Source organism: Myxococcus xanthus (assembly GCF_013116825.1).
In the GTDB taxonomy this organism is placed as follows: Bacteria; Myxococcota; Myxococcia; order Myxococcales; family Myxococcaceae; genus Myxococcus; species Myxococcus xanthus_B.
Genome location: NZ_JABFNS010000004.1, coordinates 1 through 19,119, shown reverse-complemented (window position 1 = coordinate 19,119; position 19,119 = coordinate 1). Strand labels below are relative to the sequence as shown.

13 protein-coding genes and 1 pseudogene are annotated in these 19,119 nt (G+C 70.0%); 3 read left to right on the top strand and 11 right to left on the bottom strand.

From position 1 onward, the window contains the following. Window positions 1-284 precede the first annotated feature (284 nt). Window positions 285-1,700 (top strand): B12-binding domain-containing radical SAM protein, encoded by a 1,416-nt coding sequence (locus tag HNV26_RS02140; RefSeq protein WP_171440523.1) that lies wholly within the window; start codon window positions 285-287, stop codon window positions 1,698-1,700. Here the strand turns inward: HNV26_RS02140 and HNV26_RS02135 are convergent. The 3 genes from HNV26_RS02135 to HNV26_RS02125 form a co-directional block, all read right to left on the bottom strand. Next, window positions 1,693-5,955, bottom strand: coding sequence for an AAA family ATPase (locus tag HNV26_RS02135; protein ID WP_171440524.1), 4,263 nt, complete (start codon window positions 5,953-5,955; stop codon window positions 1,693-1,695). The genes HNV26_RS02140 and HNV26_RS02135 overlap by 8 nt on opposite strands. Window positions 5,956-5,965: 10 nt before the next feature. Continuing rightward, complete coding sequence (locus HNV26_RS02130) at window positions 5,966-6,361, bottom strand: hypothetical protein (RefSeq protein ID WP_090494100.1); 396 nt, start codon at window positions 6,359-6,361, stop codon at window positions 5,966-5,968. Between the two features lie 89 nt (window positions 6,362-6,450). Continuing rightward, window positions 6,451-7,002, bottom strand: a complete 552-nt coding sequence (locus HNV26_RS02125; RefSeq protein ID WP_171440525.1) for an SLOG cluster 4 domain-containing protein — start codon at window positions 7,000-7,002, stop codon at window positions 6,451-6,453. A gap of 210 nt (window positions 7,003-7,212) precedes the next feature. On the opposite strand from HNV26_RS02125, the gene HNV26_RS02120 reads away from it, so the two are divergent. Further along, on the top strand, window positions 7,213-7,521 hold the full coding sequence (locus tag HNV26_RS02120) for a hypothetical protein (protein ID WP_171440526.1): 309 nt from the start codon (window positions 7,213-7,215) through the stop codon (window positions 7,519-7,521). A gap of 191 nt (window positions 7,522-7,712) precedes the next feature. Next, window positions 7,713-9,551 (top strand): tetratricopeptide repeat protein, encoded by a 1,839-nt coding sequence (locus tag HNV26_RS02115; RefSeq protein WP_366816726.1) that lies wholly within the window; start codon window positions 7,713-7,715, stop codon window positions 9,549-9,551. Between the two features lie 90 nt (window positions 9,552-9,641). Here HNV26_RS02115 and HNV26_RS02110 read toward each other — a convergent pair whose 3' ends face one another. From HNV26_RS02110 to HNV26_RS02075, 8 genes and pseudogenes are all read right to left on the bottom strand, one after another. Beyond that, a complete protein-coding gene (locus tag HNV26_RS02110) occupies window positions 9,642-10,751 on the bottom strand; it encodes an NAD(P)/FAD-dependent oxidoreductase (protein WP_253816124.1) in 1,110 nt (369 codons plus the stop codon). Between the two features lies 1 nt (window position 10,752). Then, window positions 10,753-11,133, bottom strand: coding sequence for a hypothetical protein (locus HNV26_RS02105; RefSeq protein ID WP_171440529.1), 381 nt, complete (start codon window positions 11,131-11,133; stop codon window positions 10,753-10,755). A 12-nt stretch (window positions 11,134-11,145) separates the two neighbouring features. Next, window positions 11,146-11,547, bottom strand: a complete 402-nt coding sequence (locus tag HNV26_RS02100) for a hypothetical protein (protein ID WP_171440532.1) — start codon at window positions 11,545-11,547, stop codon at window positions 11,146-11,148. A 202-nt stretch (window positions 11,548-11,749) separates the two neighbouring features. Continuing rightward, window positions 11,750-12,211 carry a hypothetical protein gene (locus HNV26_RS02095; RefSeq protein ID WP_171440530.1) on the bottom strand — a complete coding sequence of 154 codons (462 nt, stop codon included), beginning with the start codon at window positions 12,209-12,211 and terminating at the stop codon, window positions 11,750-11,752. A gap of 108 nt (window positions 12,212-12,319) precedes the next feature. Continuing rightward, entirely contained in the window at window positions 12,320-14,617 is a 2,298-nt protein-coding gene (locus HNV26_RS02090; protein ID WP_171440531.1) for a lantibiotic dehydratase, read from the bottom strand. Continuing rightward, on the bottom strand, window positions 14,614-16,170 hold the full coding sequence (locus tag HNV26_RS02085; RefSeq protein WP_171452759.1) for a radical SAM protein: 1,557 nt from the start codon (window positions 16,168-16,170) through the stop codon (window positions 14,614-14,616). Before HNV26_RS02085 ends, HNV26_RS02090 begins: the two co-directional genes overlap by 4 nt. Further along, window positions 16,167-18,494 carry a lantibiotic dehydratase family protein gene (locus tag HNV26_RS02080; protein ID WP_171445565.1) on the bottom strand — a complete coding sequence of 776 codons (2,328 nt, stop codon included), beginning with the start codon at window positions 18,492-18,494 and terminating at the stop codon, window positions 16,167-16,169. The genes HNV26_RS02085 and HNV26_RS02080 overlap by 4 nt, the downstream gene beginning before the upstream one ends. A gap of 52 nt (window positions 18,495-18,546) precedes the next feature. Further along, a pseudogene (locus HNV26_RS02075) lies at window positions 18,547-19,119 on the bottom strand (serine/threonine-protein kinase); the annotation flags it as partial.

The following is a 19,119-nucleotide window of genomic DNA, read 5'->3' as shown; positions in this document are numbered from 1 at the left end:
GACGAAGCCGAATGCACGATGAAGCGCGCGCGAAACACGACAGTCTGGAACTTGCGATGGTTCCGTCTCACCCTTCCGCTTGAGCGCGTGTTGCGGGGTGTGGAGTGGACGTTCCTGCATCACCCGCGTCGCCGGTCCCCAACATCGAGCCGCTGTCATTTTGCGTGAAGCTTGAAACGGGGGGATTCTGCTTTCACGGCCAGGCCGGGGGGAGCCGAACCATGTGACAAGTGCTCCTTGCCGCACCGTGGCCACGCCGCCTCGTCTTGGAGCCACGTCATCGCATGCGGATTGCCGTCATCGCCACGTACACGCACCCCACCCGGCTGCGCCTCAAAGAGCCCTCCATCATGCAGTCCTCCGTGCCGGAGCTCATCGCCGGCCTGTGCCCGCCGCACGCGGAGGTGGAGATCTTCAACGAGAAGGAGCGCGACATCCCGATGGACCGCCATTGGGACCTCGTCTTCTTCTCCTATCTGCACTCCTTCTACGAGCACACCAAGGTGCTCTCCACCCTCTTCCGCCAGCGAGGCATGACGACCGTCGCCGGCGGCCGCCACGCCAGCTACTTCCCGGACGACGCCCAGCAGTACTTCGACGCCGTCATCACCGGCGAGCCCGAGGCCAACGTTCCCGCGCTCATCGAGGACTTCGAGAAGGGCCAGCTCCAGCCGCGCTACCAGCGCCCGCCGCTGGGCCCCGCCGCCATCCGGCCCTACCGCTACGACCTCATCGACTTCACCCACAACAAGCTGCGCCTGCCCGGCATCGAGGCCTCACGCGGCTGCCCCTTCTCCTGCAACTTCTGCGTCCTCACCGGCAACGAGCGCTACCGCTATCGCCCCGTCGCCCACGTCATCGACGAAATCCAGCAGCGCATGCAGTGGAACCCCAACTTCATGGGGCTGATGGATGACGCCTTCGTGTTCCTCGACAACAACCTCGGTGGCTCACCGAAGTACCTGCGCGAGCTGTGCGAAGCCCTCATCCCGCTCAAGAAGACGTGGGGCTGCGCCCTCACCTTCAACGTCCTCAAGGACGAGTCGCTGGTCAAGCTGATGGCCAAGGCGGGCTGCCGCTACGTCTACACCGGGCTGGAGTCCCTCAACCCCGACTCCATCAAGGCCATGAACAAGGGGCAGAACAAGCTGAGCGAAGTGGACGCCGTCATCCGCCGCGTCTTCTCCGCCGGCATCCTGTTGTCCTTCGGCCTCATCGTGGGCTCGGACGGAGACACCAACGCGTACCTGGAGAAGCTCCCCGAGTACCTCTCCGACCTCCAGTACTTCTCCGTCACGTTCCTGGGCATCGTCTGCCCCTATCCGGAGACGCCCTTCTTCCGCGAGCTCCAGGCAGAGAACCGCCTGCTGCCAGGCACCTTGAGCCGCGACTACGACGGCTACACGCTCTGCCACCGTCCCAAGAACCTGGACACGTCCGAGGTGGTGGAGCACTTCCACCGGCTCTGCGCGCAGCTCGGCAGCCTGCCCAACATCGCCCGCCACTACTGGTCCAAGCTCACGATGAGCGACATGCCCCGGTACAAGCAGACCATCCTCTTCTCCGGGCCCGAAATCGTGAGCATCCGCAACCCGGTGAAGAACACGGCCCGGCGCTACATCGCCGGGCAGGACGCGCTGGAGTACTGGGACACGCAGCAGATGGCCCAGTTGGGCCTTCAGCCGCAGCGGCTCACGTGAGCGCCGCCGCCAGCATCGGCGCCGTATCCCGAGGACCGGACTCCAGCCGCTCCACCCGCCGCAGCTCCGCCTGCGCGTCGATGGCGACGAAGATTCCACGCGCACGGGCGAGCAACGCCTTGCGCCGGTGAGGCAACGCCGCCGCCGCGTCCAGGTAGGCCACGCCCGTCTCCCAGCGGTTGGGCGTGGCCTCCAGCACCTCGAGCGCGCGGTCGAACAGCGGCTCCGCGGCCTTCGCGCCCCGATTGAGCGCCTTCGCACGCGCCATCACCCGCATGGCCGGGCCGCGCAGGTAGGGATAGAGCACCCCCAACGCCCTCGCCTTGAGCGCGCAGCGGCGGTAGAGAGCCCACAGTTGCTCGCGCGGCACGGAGACAGCGCCCTGCTCCAGCGCGAAGAGCGCGCCCTCCGCCGCGTCCACGAGGCCAATCTGGAGGAAGGGCACCAGCACGTGGTAGCGCCACAGCGCCTCGTCGGCGCGCACCGCCATCAGCGCGGCCTCCTCCACCTGGTGCTCTCTCACCGCCACGTTGACCAGGTGATTGAGGCTGGCGCACTGGTTGGCCAGGTCCTGGACGTCGATGCTGATGCGCAGGCCTTCCTCCAGCTCCGCGCACAGCTCCCCCACATCTCCATCACCCCGCAGGTAGCGGCACATGGGGACCCACGCGTGGGACCAGCCCTGGTGCATCAGCGCGTTGAGCTCCACGCCCACGCGCCCCATCTCGAGGTACGCCCGCTCCGCATCCTGGAAGCGCGAGGCCAGGAACTGGCTGGTGGCCAGCATCATCAGGCCCGTCTGCACCTCCCACATGTCCCCCACCTGCCGCAGCAGCGACACCGCCTGCTCGCCGTACTCGGTGGCGCGGGCCTGCTCGTTGGTGAAGATGGACTGCGTGGCCAGCCGGCTCAACGCCACGCCCTCCGCCGCCGTATCCCGTGAGCGCCGCGCATGCTCCAGCGCGCGCTGGCACCAGTGCCCCGAGCGCCTCACCATCCCCGAGCCGAACAGCAGTGAGCCGTAATAGCTGGTCGCCAGGCTCAGGCCGTACTCGCTGCGCGAGCGCTCCGCCATCGTCGTGGCCACCAGCGTGGCCCAGGTGAGCTTCCCGATGTCCGCGAAGTAGTAGATCTTGATGAGCGAGATGAGCGTGGACAGCTGCTTCAGGTACAGCGGCAGCCGCGCGCCCAGTGGCCGCACCAGCCAGGGGAACAGGCCGTAGAGCAGGTGCAGCCCCATGGCCAGCACCGAGCGCAGCACCAGCGCCGCCATGCTCCGCGGCATCGTGCGCCCCATGAGCTCCAGCGCCGTCTCCAACTCCTGGATGGCGCGCTTCGACTCGCCCTTCTCCTGGTGGGCCCGGCCCAGGCCCAGGTGAATCTCCGCGCGGCGCGGCACCTGCTCCTCGTCCGCCAGGCACTGCTCGAACATGAGGATGGCGCCCGCGTAGTTGCCCGCGTTGAGCAGGGTCTCCGCCAGCTCCTTCATCACGACGTGCGTCTTGAGCAGGACCTCCTCCGGGTCCAACGCCACGGTGCCACCCAGGATCTCCATGGCCCGGTTGTAGTGGTGGACGGCGTCGTCGTTGGCGTACTGCTCGCGCGCGCTGCGCGCCGCCATCAACGTGTACTCCAGGCCCTTCACCTCGTCGTTTCCAGCCAGCGAGTGGTAGGCCAGGATGCCCGCCGACTTGACGGGGTTCTCCCCGGCGCGGGCCTCGATGAAGCGCGCCATGCGCCGGTGCAGGTCCTCGCGCGCGGACACCAGCAGCGTGGTGTACGCCACGTCGCGGATGACGATGTGCTTGAAGATGCAGGTGAAGGGCTCCTCCAACTCCAGGAGGATGAGCCCCAGCCGCGTCAGCGTGTCGATGGCCTCGCGAATCCGCTCCGGGGACACCGAGCCGGGCGCCAGCGCGGCCACCGCCTCCAGCGTGAAGATGCGGCCCACCACGGAGGCCACGCGCACCACCAGCTTCTCCGTCTCCGTGAGCAGGTCGATGCGCGCCAGCACCACGTCCTGGATGGAGTCCGGCAGCTCCAGCCCCTGCAGGCTGCGCTTGAGCTCCAACCGCTCCGCGCCCGGTGCCACCGGCCCCAGGTAGCCCTTCTCCACCATGCCCTGGACGATGGACTCGGTGAAGAACGGGTTGCCCTGCACCTTGGCCAGCAGCAGGTCCTCCAGCGCCGTGTCTGGCGTCTCCATGCGCAGGTGCAGCCGCAGCAGCGCCCGCGTGTCCTCGTCATCCAGGCTGGCCAAGTCCAACCATCGCAGCCCGGGCAGCCCCTTGAGGCTCTTGAGGTGCGCGCCCGGCCGCATCGTCACCAGCAGCGTCACCCGCAGCGGGGACAGCCTTGCGGCGACGTACTCGATGAGGTCGACGGAGATGTTGTCGGCCCAGTGCAGGTCCTCGAAGAAGAGCAGCACCGGCGTCTGGCGCGACACCTTCTCCAGGAGCTGGAGGATGATCTGGAAGAGCTTCTGGTTCTTCCGCCGGGCGTCCAGGTCGCGCGTGAGCGGTGACTCTTCAACGGGCACCCCCAGGATGCCCGCGAGCACGGGTATCCATTCCGGCCCCGTGTCCTCCAGGCCCGCGAAGCCCTGGCGCAGCTGGGACAGCTGCGTCTCCGCGTCGTCGCCTTCGTGCAGTCCGAAGAGTTGGACCAGCACCTCCTTCCACGGGAAGAAGGGCGTGAACATCTCGTACGAGTAGCAGATGCCGTAGAGGCTGTGGGCCCCCCGCGCCTCCGCCACCTCCACCACCTTCGCGCCCAGCCGCGACTTGCCGATGCCCGCTTCGCCCGACACCACGCAGATGCGGCCGTGGCCCTCCAGCGATTCGTCGACGGCCTGGCGCAGCGCCTCCACCTCGCGCTGCCGGCCGACGATGTCGCCCTTGCCCTTGAGGAACAGGCTGCGGCGCACCTCCGCCGCCAGCCGGTAGACAGGCACCGCGCGTGACACGCCCTTGAGCCGCGCGTCCTCCACGAACTCGGTGTCGAAGCCGCCCTGGTGCAGCTTGCGCTCCGTCTGCGCGTCGATGTGGATGCCGCTGCCCTGCCCGTGCGTCATCAGGCGGGCGGCCATGTTCACGACTTCGCCGAGCGCGGAGTACCCCTTGCGCCAGGGCGAGCCCATGTCACCGAAGTAGGCCGGACCGGTGGCGATGCCAATCTGCAGCGATGAGACGAAGGGGAAGGACTCCCGCTCCCGCATCAACTTGCACGCGAGCCGGCACGCCAGCACCTCCTTGCTCTGCAAGGCCGTGGGCGCGCCGAAGATGACGTAGAGGACGTTCCCCTTGTCGGTGAAGTCCGTCATCAGCAACACGCCGCCGTGGTGCGCGCTCTCCCGCTGGACGTATTCGTAGAAGGCGTTCAGGTCGCGGGTGAAGTCCTCCGGCCGCGAGGACGCGCGCTGGCTGTCGAAGCGGAGGAAGAAGCAGGTGACGTCGCGGAAGTCGCCGCTGAACTCCTGGTGCGCCGTCGTGATTTTCGTGAAGAGCACCGGGTGCAGCAGCAGCGAGCACCGGGCCACCATCTCCTGCCCGGCGGGCAACACGAAGCCGGGCGCTGGAGGCACGCGCAACGGCACGGTGGGCGCCAGGCGGTACGCGTTGCCGCGGGCCTCGCCTTGACGGGTCGGCTCCGGCAGCAGGGCCCACGCCTCCGGGCTGAGCAGCACCTCCCCCACGGTGGCCCGCTTCTCCGCCGCCACCGCCTGCGCCAGCGGCTGGCCGATGAGCGCGGGGTGCATCCACATGCCCGTGGCGCCCAGCACCACCCGGTGGGCTTCGCCGAACCCGATGCCGATGCGCGACGACACGCTGAAGCGCTGACCCAGCAGCTCCAACCGCGCGAAGCGGGACAGCCGCTGCTGGACGTCCAGCGCACACCGGGCCGCGCGCTGCACCGCGCCGCTGGCGTCCACGCCCGGCTCCACCTCGAAGCAGGCCAGGATGGAGTCACCGGCGAACTGGTAGATGTCACCGCCGTGGTCCTTCACGACGTCGATCATCTCCGTGTAGTAGCTCGTCAGGAGCCGCTGGAGCGCATCGATGCCCCGGGGCCCGGCGCCGCTCAGGCTGACGACGATGGGCGTGAAGCCCGCGATGTCCAGGAGCAGGATGGCGCCTCGCACCGGCTCCACGAGCGGCAGCGCGTGCGCCTCCGTGTGCTCCAGACGCCGGAGCACGGCGCCGGGGATGTAGGGCGCCAACGTCGCGAGGATGGGGTCGATGTCCACCTGAGACATGGCCGTGCGCTCAGCCCAGGGCGTTGAAGCGGATCCACATGGCCAGCACGCCTACCACCGCATAGAAGCCAATCTCCACCGTCTCCGACACCGGCTGCGCCTTCTTCAGCGCGCCCCAGGTGTGGACAACCACCATTCCCGCACACACCCAGCCGATGAGGTCGAAGATGGCGGGGCCTGGCCGCGACACGAAACGGGCCGCCGTGAGGATGATGGCCAGCGCCACCGCCCCAAGGCAGCGCCCGAAGTACACCGTGAGGTGATTGTTCCCCTCCGGCAGCCGCCACCCGAACCAGCGCGCCCACGTCAGGGGCATCAGCAGCAGGGGAATGGCGAAGACGACCAGGAAGAGCGTCCCGGCGATGACGAGGAACCAGCTGGCGAGCGGATGGTCGGGACTGATCATGATGGCGCACTCGAGACGACGCGGCCCGCCCTGCCTGGGTGGCCCCCGCCCGTTCCCCCGAGTGCATCATCCTAGACGTTTTCCAGCGGCTACGGCACGGCCAGGCGGAGCGGATCACGCACCGCGGCCCGGAGGAACTCGGCCACCCGCTCCAGGGAGTCCGTCCGCTCCAGCTCCGCTGGGAAGCGCCGGAACGACTCGGGCGGCCCGTAGAGGATGACCGGCTTGCCATAACGCAGGGCCAGGACCGCCTCGGCCACCGTGCCCGCGCCCCCGGGCAGTGACACCAGGGCGTGCGGCGTGAGCACGTTGATGTGATTGCGGCTGAGCGGATCCGTCCCCTGCTCCCCGCTGAGCGGCAGATGCGTGTAGATGGGCAGCTCCACGTTGGGATTGGGGTAGCCCGGACGGGGCCGGTACTCGCCGCCCTCCACCGTGCCTGGGACGATGCCAATGGAGATGCCGTGCCGGTACTCCACCTGGACGAAGGCGTCCGCCGCCGTCCGCATCACCCCGCTGCCCGCGCCCGTGAGCAGGTCGAAGCCCGCCTCGGCGATCCACCGGACCAGCGGGATGACCCGCTCCGCGTGGTCCTCCTTGCCAGAACCGAAGACACCGATGATCCGCCGTGGCCTTCGCATGGGCTCTGCTCCTTCCCCCGGTATGACGGGCCCGTCCTCCAGCTTGTTCCAACCGCGCGCCGTATTCCGCTCACGACGGTTCATTGCCCCACATTCCCCCTCGCCGGGCGTTTACCGATGGAAGCCTTCACGCGTGGAGCGTGACGGATTGGACGCTTCACCTGTCAGACCCCCTCTCTACCTTCATTGGCATGCGACTGGAGGTCGTCCATGTTCGACAGTTGTGGAGGATGTGAGCGCCGCGGAAGCGCCGGTGAAGTGTTCGACTGGTGCGCCCACTGCGAGCTGTCCCTGTGCCCCCGCTGCATGGAGCGCGGCTGCTGCGACAACGAGCCCGCCGATTCCGGCCGCTCGGCGCCCCGGTGCCTGCCAGAGCCTCCCGAGGACGACGAGGCCACGGCCCTTCCTGAGCACTTCGGCGGCCGGTGCTGCACCCGCGCCCGCGCCGTGGCCTGCTCCTGCGCCTTCCACTGGGTTTGCACTCACCACGGCGATCAGCACATCGGCACGCATGACTGACGTTCCCGTTCTCCGCTGGGAACGGATCTCCAGTCGCTGGGCTCGACACATCCGGCCATGCCCGGAAAGTGACGTTTCACCTGATATTTTCCGGGCAGGCCAGATTGCTCAGTTCCTGAGAGGGTGTGAAGATGCGTGTGAGACAGATTTTGTGTCTCACCCCCACCTTGCGCCCCTCCGAGGAGCCTCCCGTGAGTCCCCCCTTCGCGCGTCCCCGCGAGCTGGCTGTCACCGTGGAGTCGTCGCTGCCCGCCGCGCTGCCCTCGCACGCCATCGAAGTAGACGTGGGGGTGGCCCTGCCTGTCGCGTTCGGTGGGCTGAGAAAGGTCCTTCGCGCGTGTGAAGCCGCCGCGCCCCAGGTCGTCCACACCCTGTCCCGCGCCCATCCCTCCGAATGGAACCGGCTGTTTCCCGGCGCCATCGACGGCGTGCCGGACCTCGGCGACCTGGCGCTGACGCCCTCCGAGCGCCGCCTCCACCGCGAGTCGGAGCAGATGTTCTGGGTCCTCAACGTGGCCGCGAAGGCCATCGTGGAGACGCTGCGCGCCAGCGGCCGGCCCCTGGTGCTCCATGGCGCGGGTGAGTGTGACCTGGTGAGCCTGCGCGCGGTGATGCGGGCGGCCGAGTGGAGCCGCTTGGAAGGGCTGGATGGCACCCTGTTGTTCACCGGGTGGAACGTGCGCCGGCCCCATGGCGCGGAGTCCTTCGAGTCCCGGCGGCAGGCCTACCTGGATGCGCTGTGCGACCGGATGCGTGCGCCCCGCGTGCCGACACCCGGTCCGGTGTCATCGCGCGCGCTGGAAGCGCCGGTGGACCTGGAGGGGCGCTATCTCCAGGTCGCCGTGGACGCGGCCCAGGCGCCCGAAACACGGGTGGCCGCCGCCATCCTCGCCATCCGGAGCTGCTTCTTCACCACCAACTACGAAGGCGCCATGCTGGCCGCCGAGCAGGGGCTGGCGGTGCTGGCGGCGAACGCGGACGCGGCGTTGGCGTCTCGCGTGGTCCAGGCCTGGGAGACGCTGGACACGGGCTTCGCCACGCCCGCCATCGAGATTGACCGCGCGAGCCTGGGTGACGTCGAGGAGCTGAAGGCCCTGTTCGCGCGCAGCATGGGCGTGGTCCATGTCTACACCGGCGCGCACGACGCGGCGATGGAGGCATTCGGGCGAGGGCTGGCATGCCGGATTCCTCCCGGGCTGGTGGCGCGGCTGCACATGTTCCGCGCGCTCACCCTGACGAAGCGCTTCGGACAGCTCCCCAACGCACGGACGGAGGTGGCCGCGGGGCTGGCCGCGCTGGAGCGCAGCACATCGCCGGACCGGGCGCTCCAGGAGGGCTGGCTGCGCAACGTCTGCGCGCTGACGTGGTTCCTGGAGCGCAAGCTGGACACGGCGCTGGTGGAGGAGAAGCAGGCCATGCGCTGCGTGGGGGACCTGCACGACGCCAGCGCCACGCACCTGAAAATCAACCTCATCTCCAATGCCAGCTATCTGCAGGAGACGGCGCGGCAGTTCGGTGATGCCATCTCCACGTGGCGCCGGTTCGAGAAGATCAGCGAGAGCTGGGGCGTGAACTTCGCCAAGCACCACCGCTACCGGCTGGCGGGGCTGGAGCTGGCCGCTGGCGAGCGTGACGCGGCGGTGGCCCACTTCACCGAGGCGTTCGCCAACGCCGATGCGCTGGGTGACTCGTTCCACCGGCAGGTGATTGCCGCGGAGCTGGGACGCTTGTTCCTGGACGAGCAGCAGCCCGCTGTCGCCGTGGACTGGTTCGTTCGCGCGGAGGAGCATGCGCGCGCCATTGGGGACCCGCTGAAGACGGCGGAGAGCCTGGCGGGACAGGCCGTGGCGGCTGGACGCACGGACTGGTCGGAGGCGGTGCGGTGCGCGGAGGCGAGCACGACGTGGCCGAAGCAGACGGAGGCGCTGAAGGCCGCGCTCGCACAGGGGGACGCGAAGGCGGTACACGAAGTGCTGCCTCGCGCCCGGACGAAGCTCAACCGCCCGTTCGACCCGGTGAACCTGTACTGACGTCCCGCTGGGGCGCCGCGCGCGGGCACCGTCCCCGGGCGCATGCCCCGCCGGCGCGCATCAGCGCATCCGTGAGCGCCGAGCACCGGCTCAGCGCGTCGCGAGCGGGGCACCGGCGGTGATACGCGCGGGCGCGAACGGCTCGGCGGCGGCGCACTGGCCGTGCGCCACGAGCTCCGCGAGCAAGGCACCGGTATACGCACCGGTCAGGATGCCCTGGCCACTCAGCCCCGTGGCGACGTAGGTACGCTGGGTGCCGGGATGACGGCCGATGTACGGGTGGCCATCCGGCGTCGCGGCACGCAGCCCCGCCCATGCGCGGACGAACCGGGCGTCACGCAGTCGCGGCGCCAGCTTCGCGACGGTGGCGCTGAGGTGCAACAGGCCCGCGGGCGTCACCTGCTCCACGAAGCCCGCGTCCTCCTCCGTGGCCCCCACGACGATTTCGCCCGAGCGCCACGGCGCCAGGTACGAGGGCCCCGAGACGACGCGCGTCAGGTGCAATCCCGGCTGGTGCACCACCAGCATCTGCCCACGCAAGGGCTTCAACGGCAACGAAGGCAACCCCTCCACGCCCGCCGACCAGGGTCCCGCGCACACGAGCAACCGGTCCGCCCGGAACGTCTCCCCTTCCGTCTGGACCTCGACCGCCGAGGAGGATTCGGAAACGGAGCGCGCGGCCACGCCCAGCCGCAACCGCACGCCCACGTGGGCAGCGGCCTTCAGGAGCGCGTCGACGTAGCCATCCGTGTCCACGAGGTGGCCCTGGTCCGTCTCGAAGGCGCCGAACAGCGGCGTGCCTTCCAGCGCGGGTTCGAGCGACACCAGGCTCGCGGCATCCCGCCAGGTGCCCAGTCCCTCCGCGTCCGCCGCCGCTTTCGCCGCCAGCGCATCGCGCGCCTTCGCGTCCGCGACGACGCGGAGGATGCCGTTGCCTCGGCGAAGCTGGTCGCCTCCCGGAAGCGAGGCCAGGTCCTCCGCCAACGTGCCGCGGCCCGCCCTGGCGAACGCCAGCATCACCGGGTCATCGAACAGCCGCACGGACGGAATGGCGACTCCGGCGGCGGCGCGCGAGCCCCGGCCTCCCGGCTCCACGGCGTCCAGCACCGTGACGCTCGCGCCCAAAGCAGAAAGCCGGCGCGCGGCCGAAAGGCCCACGACACCGGCTCCGAGAATCAAGATGTCAGCCCCAGGCGTCATGTCACCTGAGGCGCTTGGCGATGACGTGAAAGCCACCATCGACGTAGATGAAGCCGTGCCGCTCGGCGCGCTTCACCACCGCGTCCAGCTGGGTGTAGCCCACCAGCACTTGGAACCCGAGCCTCGTGGACTCCTCAGAGATGGCGGCCACCACGAGGTCGACGGCGGCGCTTCGCTCTTCCTTGGACAGCCCCGGCGCGGCCACCAGGGTTTCAATCATGGCCAGCGAGCTGTCGGTCCGGTAGAGAAACCCCGCCGCCTTGCCAGGAATGATGAAGCCCGTCTGAGGAAGCGTCTCTGGCGTGACGGCATCGTCCCAGAACTGCAGCCACTCTTGCACTTGAGCGAAGTGCAGCTCTGGAACGTAGAGGATGGGCGTCATCCGGCGATGCTATTACGAAACCAGGAACTGCGACATGCGCTGCGCGGACAGCTCGGCCGCGTTCTTCATGCCCAGCTGGCTCAGGCCCGTCTTCGCCGTGTTCTTCATCAGGTCGCCCAGCACGTCGGTGACCTTGCTCTTGCCCGTGGCCAGATTCAGCGCGCCGCTCAGCAGGCTGTTGCCGCCCGTGCCTTCCATGAGGAACTGGCTGGCGAACTTGCCCACTGTGTTCTTGAAGGCGCCGCCACCCGGAATCAGGTCCGTCGCCGCGCCCATGAGCGCCTGGAGCGGGTTCTTGCCCTGCATGAGGCCGCTGGCGAAGCCAATCGCCGCGCCCAGCAGCGGGTTGACCGCGGCCACGAACGGCTTGACGACGTTCAGCACCTTGCTAACGATTTTCTTGAGGCCACCCATGGTCATTCCCCTTGAGAGGATGGCTGCGGTGCAGCCATCAAGTGCGTCCGATGTGAGAATTGTCGGGGGATGGGCAGATTTGTTTCCCTGTTACCCGAAAAAACCGGACGCCACTCCGAAGCCCCTTTGAATTCAAGAGCTTAGCTCGGGGGAAAGGCGCGGGGATTCCGGGAGATGATCCCCGGCCCCGTTCCTCCGCCGATCAATTCTTGTCGATGCCAGGCTTCTTGCCTTCCGGGGAGTGCAGAACGTTGGCGGAGGTCCCCTTGCGGCTCTCGGGAGCGCCGGTCTGCGCCGCGTCGGACCCCAGCGCCACCTTGTAGCGAGCATCCGCGTCCTGGTCGCTGAAGCCGTCCCGCTGATGCGCCCGGCTGATGACGACGCGGCCGTCGACGATGTCCTGCAGGTGCCCCTGAAGCTCCTCGATGGTGGGCACGTTGGGGTCCTTGGCCTTCAGCTCCTCGTCGGGGACGATCTCGAGCTGGGGCGGCTTCTCCGGGTTGAGGGCATAGTCGATGATTTTCTCGACGTACTCCTCGACGGGCACCTTGAGCAGACGGGCCTGCTCCTTCACGTCCGCGTCGGCCAGCAGCTCCGCGCGAACCTCTTCCACCGGCCGCTTCAGCTTCTTGACGGGGGGAACGACGACGTTTTCACCGGACATTGACTGTCTCCTCAAAGGAACCGAAATCCTGGCAAGGCGGGAAGCACCTCCAGGCCGGGGAAGGGGCCATTCTGGTAACCGATGCGCCCCGGTTGTCAAAGGGCGTCGTCAGGCCTTCACTTCGCTCCAGCGGGTGAACTGCATCCGCAGCTCGCAGGTGTAGCGGCCCCGCTCGTCCTTCAGCCAGAGCTGCTCGGGCGCCGGGTACATCTCCTCCACGGACAGGCGCTCCGCGTCCCGAGCCAGGTGTGACAGCAGGTCCACGGCGAAGGGGCTCGCGGTGTCGATGAGGTACGGCTTGCGCTCCTTCGAGCTGCGCATGAACACGAAGCGAGGCCACCCACCCGCGCGCCGCTCCCGCTGCACGGCCAGGAAGAGCTCGAAGCCCGCGGGCCTTCCCAGCCGCTCCGCCGCCAGGTTCCAGCGCTCGCGCTGGTACACCGCGCCGCCCACGCTCAACCGAGGCAGGTGGCTTCCCTGCGTCCGCAGCGGTGCGTGCAGCACCTGGGAATGCGCCAGCGCCGCGAACGGCGGATAGGACGAGAAATCATCGAGCGGCAGGTACAGGCTCAGCCGCTCTCCCTTCCCGTCCACCAGCACCGGGCCTTCGCGCGTGGGAAGGACCTTCACGTCCCCCGGCGTCAGCGCCCCCTCGTCCACGTCCAGCACGTCCGACACCGAGTACACCAACCGCCGTCCCGGATAGACGTAGAAGCCCTTGTTGCGCCTGCGGATGGCCAGCCCCACGAGCCCCCGCGCCGCGGCGTCCTGCTCCAGCCAACGCGAAGCCACCGAGGCGTACCGCTCCCGCTCGGGCTGGAACGCGCTCAGCCAGCTCCACAGCAGCAGGTGGTGGTGGACCCGCGCCAGCATCACCTCGAAGCCGCTTCCGTCCGGCTTCGCCGCGAGGCACACGTCCGGCAAGGCATAGCGCCCGCCCGGCGTGGACGTGCCCAGGAAGTCCACGGGCAGCATCCGCGCGCGGCCCGCCTCGGCCTCCAGCATCACCGGCGGCACCGGCGAGAAGCGGCTGCCCGTGACGCCATCCGGCCGCAGCCGCACGGCGTAGTCCAGCAGGTCCATGGGGCCCGCATCGGGGCCCAGCGCGTCGCGGACCTGCTCCCGGAAGCCCTGCTGCACCTTCTCGCCGTAGGCGGCCGACAGCTCCAGCGCGCCTGTCAGCGCCGCCTCCAGCTCCGCGGTGAAGGTCGCGCCGAAGCGCAGCCGGAAAGGCGAGCTCGCCTCCTCGTAGAGGATGAGCCGGTCCGCGTAGACCTGTCCGTCACCGCGGCGCGCGGGCTTGCCCGTGACCTCCGTGAAGGCGGCCTCCAGGCGCGGCAGCAGTTCGCGCCGTTGGGCCAGGTCTCCACTTTCGAAGTCCGCCTTGAGACGCGCCAGGGCCTCAAGCCGCTCCAGCCAGAGTGTGCGCGCCTCCAGGTCGGGGAGCGCCGCCACCGCGTCCCGCACGCTCTCGAAAGTGCTGAAGTCGTTCGGCCGGAACGGCAGGCCCCAGAGCAGCAACGCGGTCTTCACGAGCGGCAACGCCTGACGCTCGACGTCCACGACCGGAAGGCCGAGCACCCTGGCCGCCTCGGTGGGTGTGGGATGCTCGCGCAGCACGGAGAGCAGGCGCTCCGCCTCAGGTGACAAGGCGACGTCCAGCTTCAGCGGCTCGCAGCGTGCGCGGCCCGGTGTCACCGTGAAGAGCGGATTGAGGCGCAGCGGCAGGTGCGGGCGCAGCGTGCGCTCCCGCCCCACCGCGCGAGCCAGCTCCGTCACCGCCCAGAAGGAGAAGAACGTGCGGCGGCGCGTGTTCCCGCTGGGCACCGTGCGCACGTCGTAGCCGTCATCGGTGGTGCGCTCGCCGTAGGAAATGGGGCCGAAGAAGCTGGTGGTCTCGTTCTTCGCGCAGAAGCGCTGGAGGTATGTGTAGACCTGCCGCTCCACCCGGCGCGCATCGGACGTGTCCGGCCGCTCCCCGCCACGCAGGTAGCGCACCCAGACGTTGTCGAACATCGCCGGGCTGGAGAGGAACACGGCCTCCTGGATGGCGGGATCCGCCGCCCGCTCTCTCAGTTGCCGTCGCAGTGTCTTTCGCTCCGCGGTGTAACCCGCCTGAACGGACTCGCGACGCTCCTGGTAGCGAGCCCAGGCGTGCTGACACGATGGCCCCAGCCGTGCGTCGATTCGGGGCTCACGCCCCTGGGACAACGCATCGAGGAGGGCTTGCGCGCCGGACGCACCCTTCTCCGCGCGCACGGCGTCCACGAGCACGTCCTCCGCCTCGAGCAAGCGGGCGACGTCGTCCAGCACCGCCTGGGGCATCCCCAGCGACTCCAGCCAGTCGAAGGGAAAGCCCGCGTGCCGCAGCACGAATACCTCGCCCAACGTCCAGGGCTCGCTCATCCGTTCACCCTCGTCAGCACCGACCTGGCCACCAGTGTGTCCACCAGCTTCTCCCGCTGCGCCTGGGGAACGGCCCCCAGCACGCTGGCCACTTCCACGGGCCGGACGAGGCCGGCGAGCTTCGGCGCCAGCCGCGCGTCCATCGCGAGCACCGAGCCCGTGCGGAGGTTCGCCGCGAACCACGACGGCTTCGGAGCACCATCCAGCCCCGCCGGGAGCTGGACCCATGCACAGTCCGCATCGAGCTGGATGGCCGCCGCGCTCATGTCCGTTGCACGGGGCGGAGACACCTCGGGAAGACACGCGGCGGCGACCCGGCCCGGGCTCAGCGGCCCTCGCGCGAGCAGCCGCGTCGCGAGTCCGGCAAGCACCTGCGGAACACTGGCACTGGGAATGGAACGGGCGTGCTCGAAGGGCCGGCTCCTCGCGAGGTCCCGGTCGTCGGGAGGCGCGCCGACTTTCACGTCCGGCCACAGCAGCGGGCGGCCACTCTCGGGAGGCGTCCGAGGCCAGTGGAAGCGACGCACTCCCGCGAGCTTGTCGAACACCGGTTCCGCATCCAGCACAGCGAGCGTCGCGTCGAGGTCCGCTTCGCCGACGCCGGGCGCGCCGACCCACCACTCCGCCACGAGGTGGACCCCCGCGTCCCGAAGCCGGCGAGTGCCCTGAGCCAGCGCCTCTCGGGAGACGCGCGCACCCAACGGGTCGATCCAGGCGTCATCGTCCACGGCGCAGAACCCCACGACGGCCACCTTGCAGCCGCTCTCCACCAGCACGTCCGGACGCAGGAGCGAATCGAGCGACACATGCCCCGCCCACCCCTCCGCGCCCCCCGTGAGTGCGCGCACCGTGTCCGGAGTGGTGGCCCTCACGTCCAGCGCCTCGGAGAGCCAGACGAGTGACGTGGGGGCAGCCTCATCCCATCCGGGCGACACGCGCCAGCGCAGTGGGGCCGCGTCCACGAAGGTGGCGCGCTGGAACACGGACAGTTGAGCCAGGACGGCCCTGTGCGCCCAGGCGAACGGCCCCGCGACTTCAAGCGGCACCTGCTCCGGACAGGCCCGCGCCAGCCAGGCCGCGGCGGGCAGTTGCAGGTCGCGCTCGAGCCAGAGCCGCACGCGCTCGGCACCCGTGAAGCGAGCAGCGGCGAGGGTCAGGTCCTCCCGATAGGACGCGAGCTGGTCCAAGGAGCGCAAGACGTCCGCGCTCCGCTCGGTCGTGCCGCCTTCCAGCTCCACATCATCCAGCCGGAGGTGCACCCCGTCGGGCGGCCCCGAAACGGCGGAGAGCACCGCCCCCAGCGCGCGCAGGCGGGTGCTCACGCTCGAGCCCGCGCGCGCATGCACCGACTGGGCGGCACGCAACAGCAGCAGCTCTCGCATCGTCTGCGCGGTCGCAGGAGCCCGCTCGCGTGCGACGGCGGCGGCCTCCACCGCGTCGTGGGCGAAGACGCGCCGGCAGAAGTCGCGCGCCACGTCGACGCACTGCCACCCTTCTGGCGCCTCCGGGACGAGCGTCACGTCGCGGTGAGGTGGCAGGACGAGCAGCCTCATTCCCGCGCTCCGGCAACGGACTGCGCGCCCCACATCAGCGTGCAACGCAGCTCCACGGTGTGGCGTCCGCCCGCGGGACTTCGCAGCCAGAGCTGGTCCGGCGAGGGCAGCATCTCCGACAGGAGGACCTCCTCCTTCTGCTCCAGGAGGTTGAGGAAGACGCGGAGCAGCGGCGGGCTGCGCACGTCCACCAGCACCGGCTTTCGCTCGTCCTTGAACTTCGCGAAGACGCAGTCCGGCATCCCGCGCTGGCTCCACACGCTCACCGCCGCGCGAAGTCTCGCCGAGTCATCGCGGCCCGCGAGCAGCGCCTCCCGCTCCGCCTGCGACAGCCGCCACTGCTCGCGCTGCACCACGACACCGCCCAGGGTCAACCGAGGCGTGTGGTCGCCCAGCGACACACGCAGCGGACGGATGCGCGGCAGGGAGAAGGCGGTGTGCACCAGACTGTCCAGCTCACCGTTGTAGAGACACACCTCGGAGCCCAGCCGCTTCGACACCAGCCGCGCCCGCGTTCCATCACTCTCCACGAACAGGTCATCCAGCGGCAGCCGCCACGCGGAGGCGCGGGCACTGACGCCGCCCAGCTCCACCACGGGCCCCGGGAACTCCGACGGCAGCAGGCCCGTGCGCCGCGACGCCAACACCGTCACCAGGGGCACCGGCCTGCTCAAGGCGCCGAGCGCCCGCACCATGGCGCTCTCCACCTTGCCGCGCGCCTCGTGGAACTGGAGCGCCCAGCCCCACACCAGCGCCGTGTCGTGTACGTCGCCCATCACCAGTTCGTACTCACCTCGGCTCCAGGCGTCCACGTCCCGGGCCCCCACGAGCAGGTCGATGGACGTGACGAGCGGCAGCGCCTTCGCGTCTCCGTCCAGCGGCGGCGGCGTCACCGAGCCCAGGTCCGCGCAGCGCGCCGACGCGTCTCCCACTGCGCCAGCCAGCGCCTCCGCCGCCGAGCCATCCAACGGCACCGGCCGGTCCGAGTACGCTGCCGCCACCTTCCAGAACGGCACCGTGCGCGCCCCCACCAGCGCCGCCACGGTGGTTCGAGCGGCCTCCCGGGTCCGCCGCGCCGCCGCGCCCATCCACGCCAGCGCGGGCTCCAGGCGCGTCACCAGCTCACGCGCCCGCTCCCCCCCGGCCTCCAGCCGCAGGTCACCGCCGCACTCCTCCCGGAGCGCCAACCGGTCCTGGTAGAAGTTGTGCGACTCCGACGCGGGCCCTCGCTCGGATGGCGGCGCCACGCCCCACTGCTCATTCGCGCGCTTCGCGAAGGCCACCTGGAGCGCCATCTTCCCCGCGGCATCCGCGGCGCCATACCCAGCCATCAACGCCAGCAGCGCGCTCAAGCCCTCCACGTGCCGCCGGGCCGCGGAACAGGGCAGGCCCGCAACGCGCTCGGCCAGGTCGTCCACCGGGTGATGCGTGGCCGCGGGCACCTCGAGCTGGTGCGTCAGCAGGCCCTTCTCACACCCCATCCGCGCCGCCTCGCGCGCCAGCCCCGGGGCCACGCCCAGCGATGAGGCGAGCCCCGCGAGCGTGCGCGTTCCATCCACCACCTCCACCAGCCGAGGCAGCAACGCCTCCGCGCTCTCCGGCGCGGGCAGCGTCTTGCGCGAAGGCACCTCCGCGAAGGCCTTGCGGCGCAGCACCAGCCACGCGGCGACCTCGGGGTCGAAGGCGATGGCGCGAACCAGCCCCTGCACCAGCCACGACGCCGCGAAGGTGTTCCGCCCCGTGAGCACCTCCGGCCCGGACCAACGCAGCGTCACCCCCGTCGGCGCCGCCGCGTCCGCGCGGCCGTAGTTGATGGGGCCGAAGAAGCCCATCGTCTCGTTCTTCGCGCACATGCGTTGCAGGTAGCTGGCCACCTGCCGCCGCAACCGCGCGCCGTCACGCCCCTCCAGCAGGTCTCTCGCCACGGGGGGGCTGGAGCTGGCCACCGCCTCCAGGAAGCGCGGCTCCCGCCGCAGGGCCCTCAGCGCGTCCTCCACCGCCAGGGACTCCTGCTTCATCGCCGCCTGAAAGGTGGCCTCCGCCGCCTGCGCGGCCCGGGCACGGTCGTTCCATTCAGCGAACAGCTCGGGTGACTCCATCCCCTCGATGTCCACCGGGCGCCCAGCCTTCAGGGCCGACAGCACCGCGCGCGATGGCCGCTTCACCCGAGGCCCCTGGGCGCTCAGCGCCTCCAGCTCCCGCCGCGCCGAGGCCAGCTGGCGCGCGGCCCGTGCGGCCTCCGGGCACCCCAGCCGCTCCAGCCAATCGAAGGGAAAACCCGTGGTGCGAACCACGAGGTGAGGGAAGAGGGTCCAGCCCTTCATGCGTTTCGCACCCTTCGTCCGGGACGCCGCTCGGCGCCCGGCAGCGCGCCGCTCAGTTTCGCGGTTGCGACTTCACTTCGATTTGCTGTCCGGGCACGGCCATCACCCACAGCTTGCTGACGCCGCTGGGGCAGCGCACCAGGACTTCCAGCTCCCGGCCCGCTTCGATTCGTGCCTTCAACAGCGGCGTCCCACCCGGCAACAACGCGCCACCGACGTGGACCTCACAGCCAGGGGCCGCGCCCGTCACGCTCAGCAGGCCCGTGGTGCCAGGCTCCTGCGAGGCGTCCGCCAGCGTGCGCACGTCGATGCCCTCGCGCTGCTGCGTGGTTCCGAACCGCCGCAGCTTCCCATCCACCGCCGTGGAGATGAGCAGCGGGCCGCCCGACGGGTCATGTACCTCCGTCCCCGGCTCGTGGCGCAGGCCGCCGACGTAGACGTGCTCCCCAGGCCCCACGTTGACGAAGTTCGAGCCGCCATCGCGCATCATCACCACCGCCACCACGGCCAGCACCAGGGCGCCGCCACCGGCGATGCCCAGCAACTTCCACGGGGGCTGCTTGTCCGCCGGTTTCTCCGCGGGCGCGGGAGCGCGGCTCGCGGGAGCAACGGGCCGCGGCGGGGG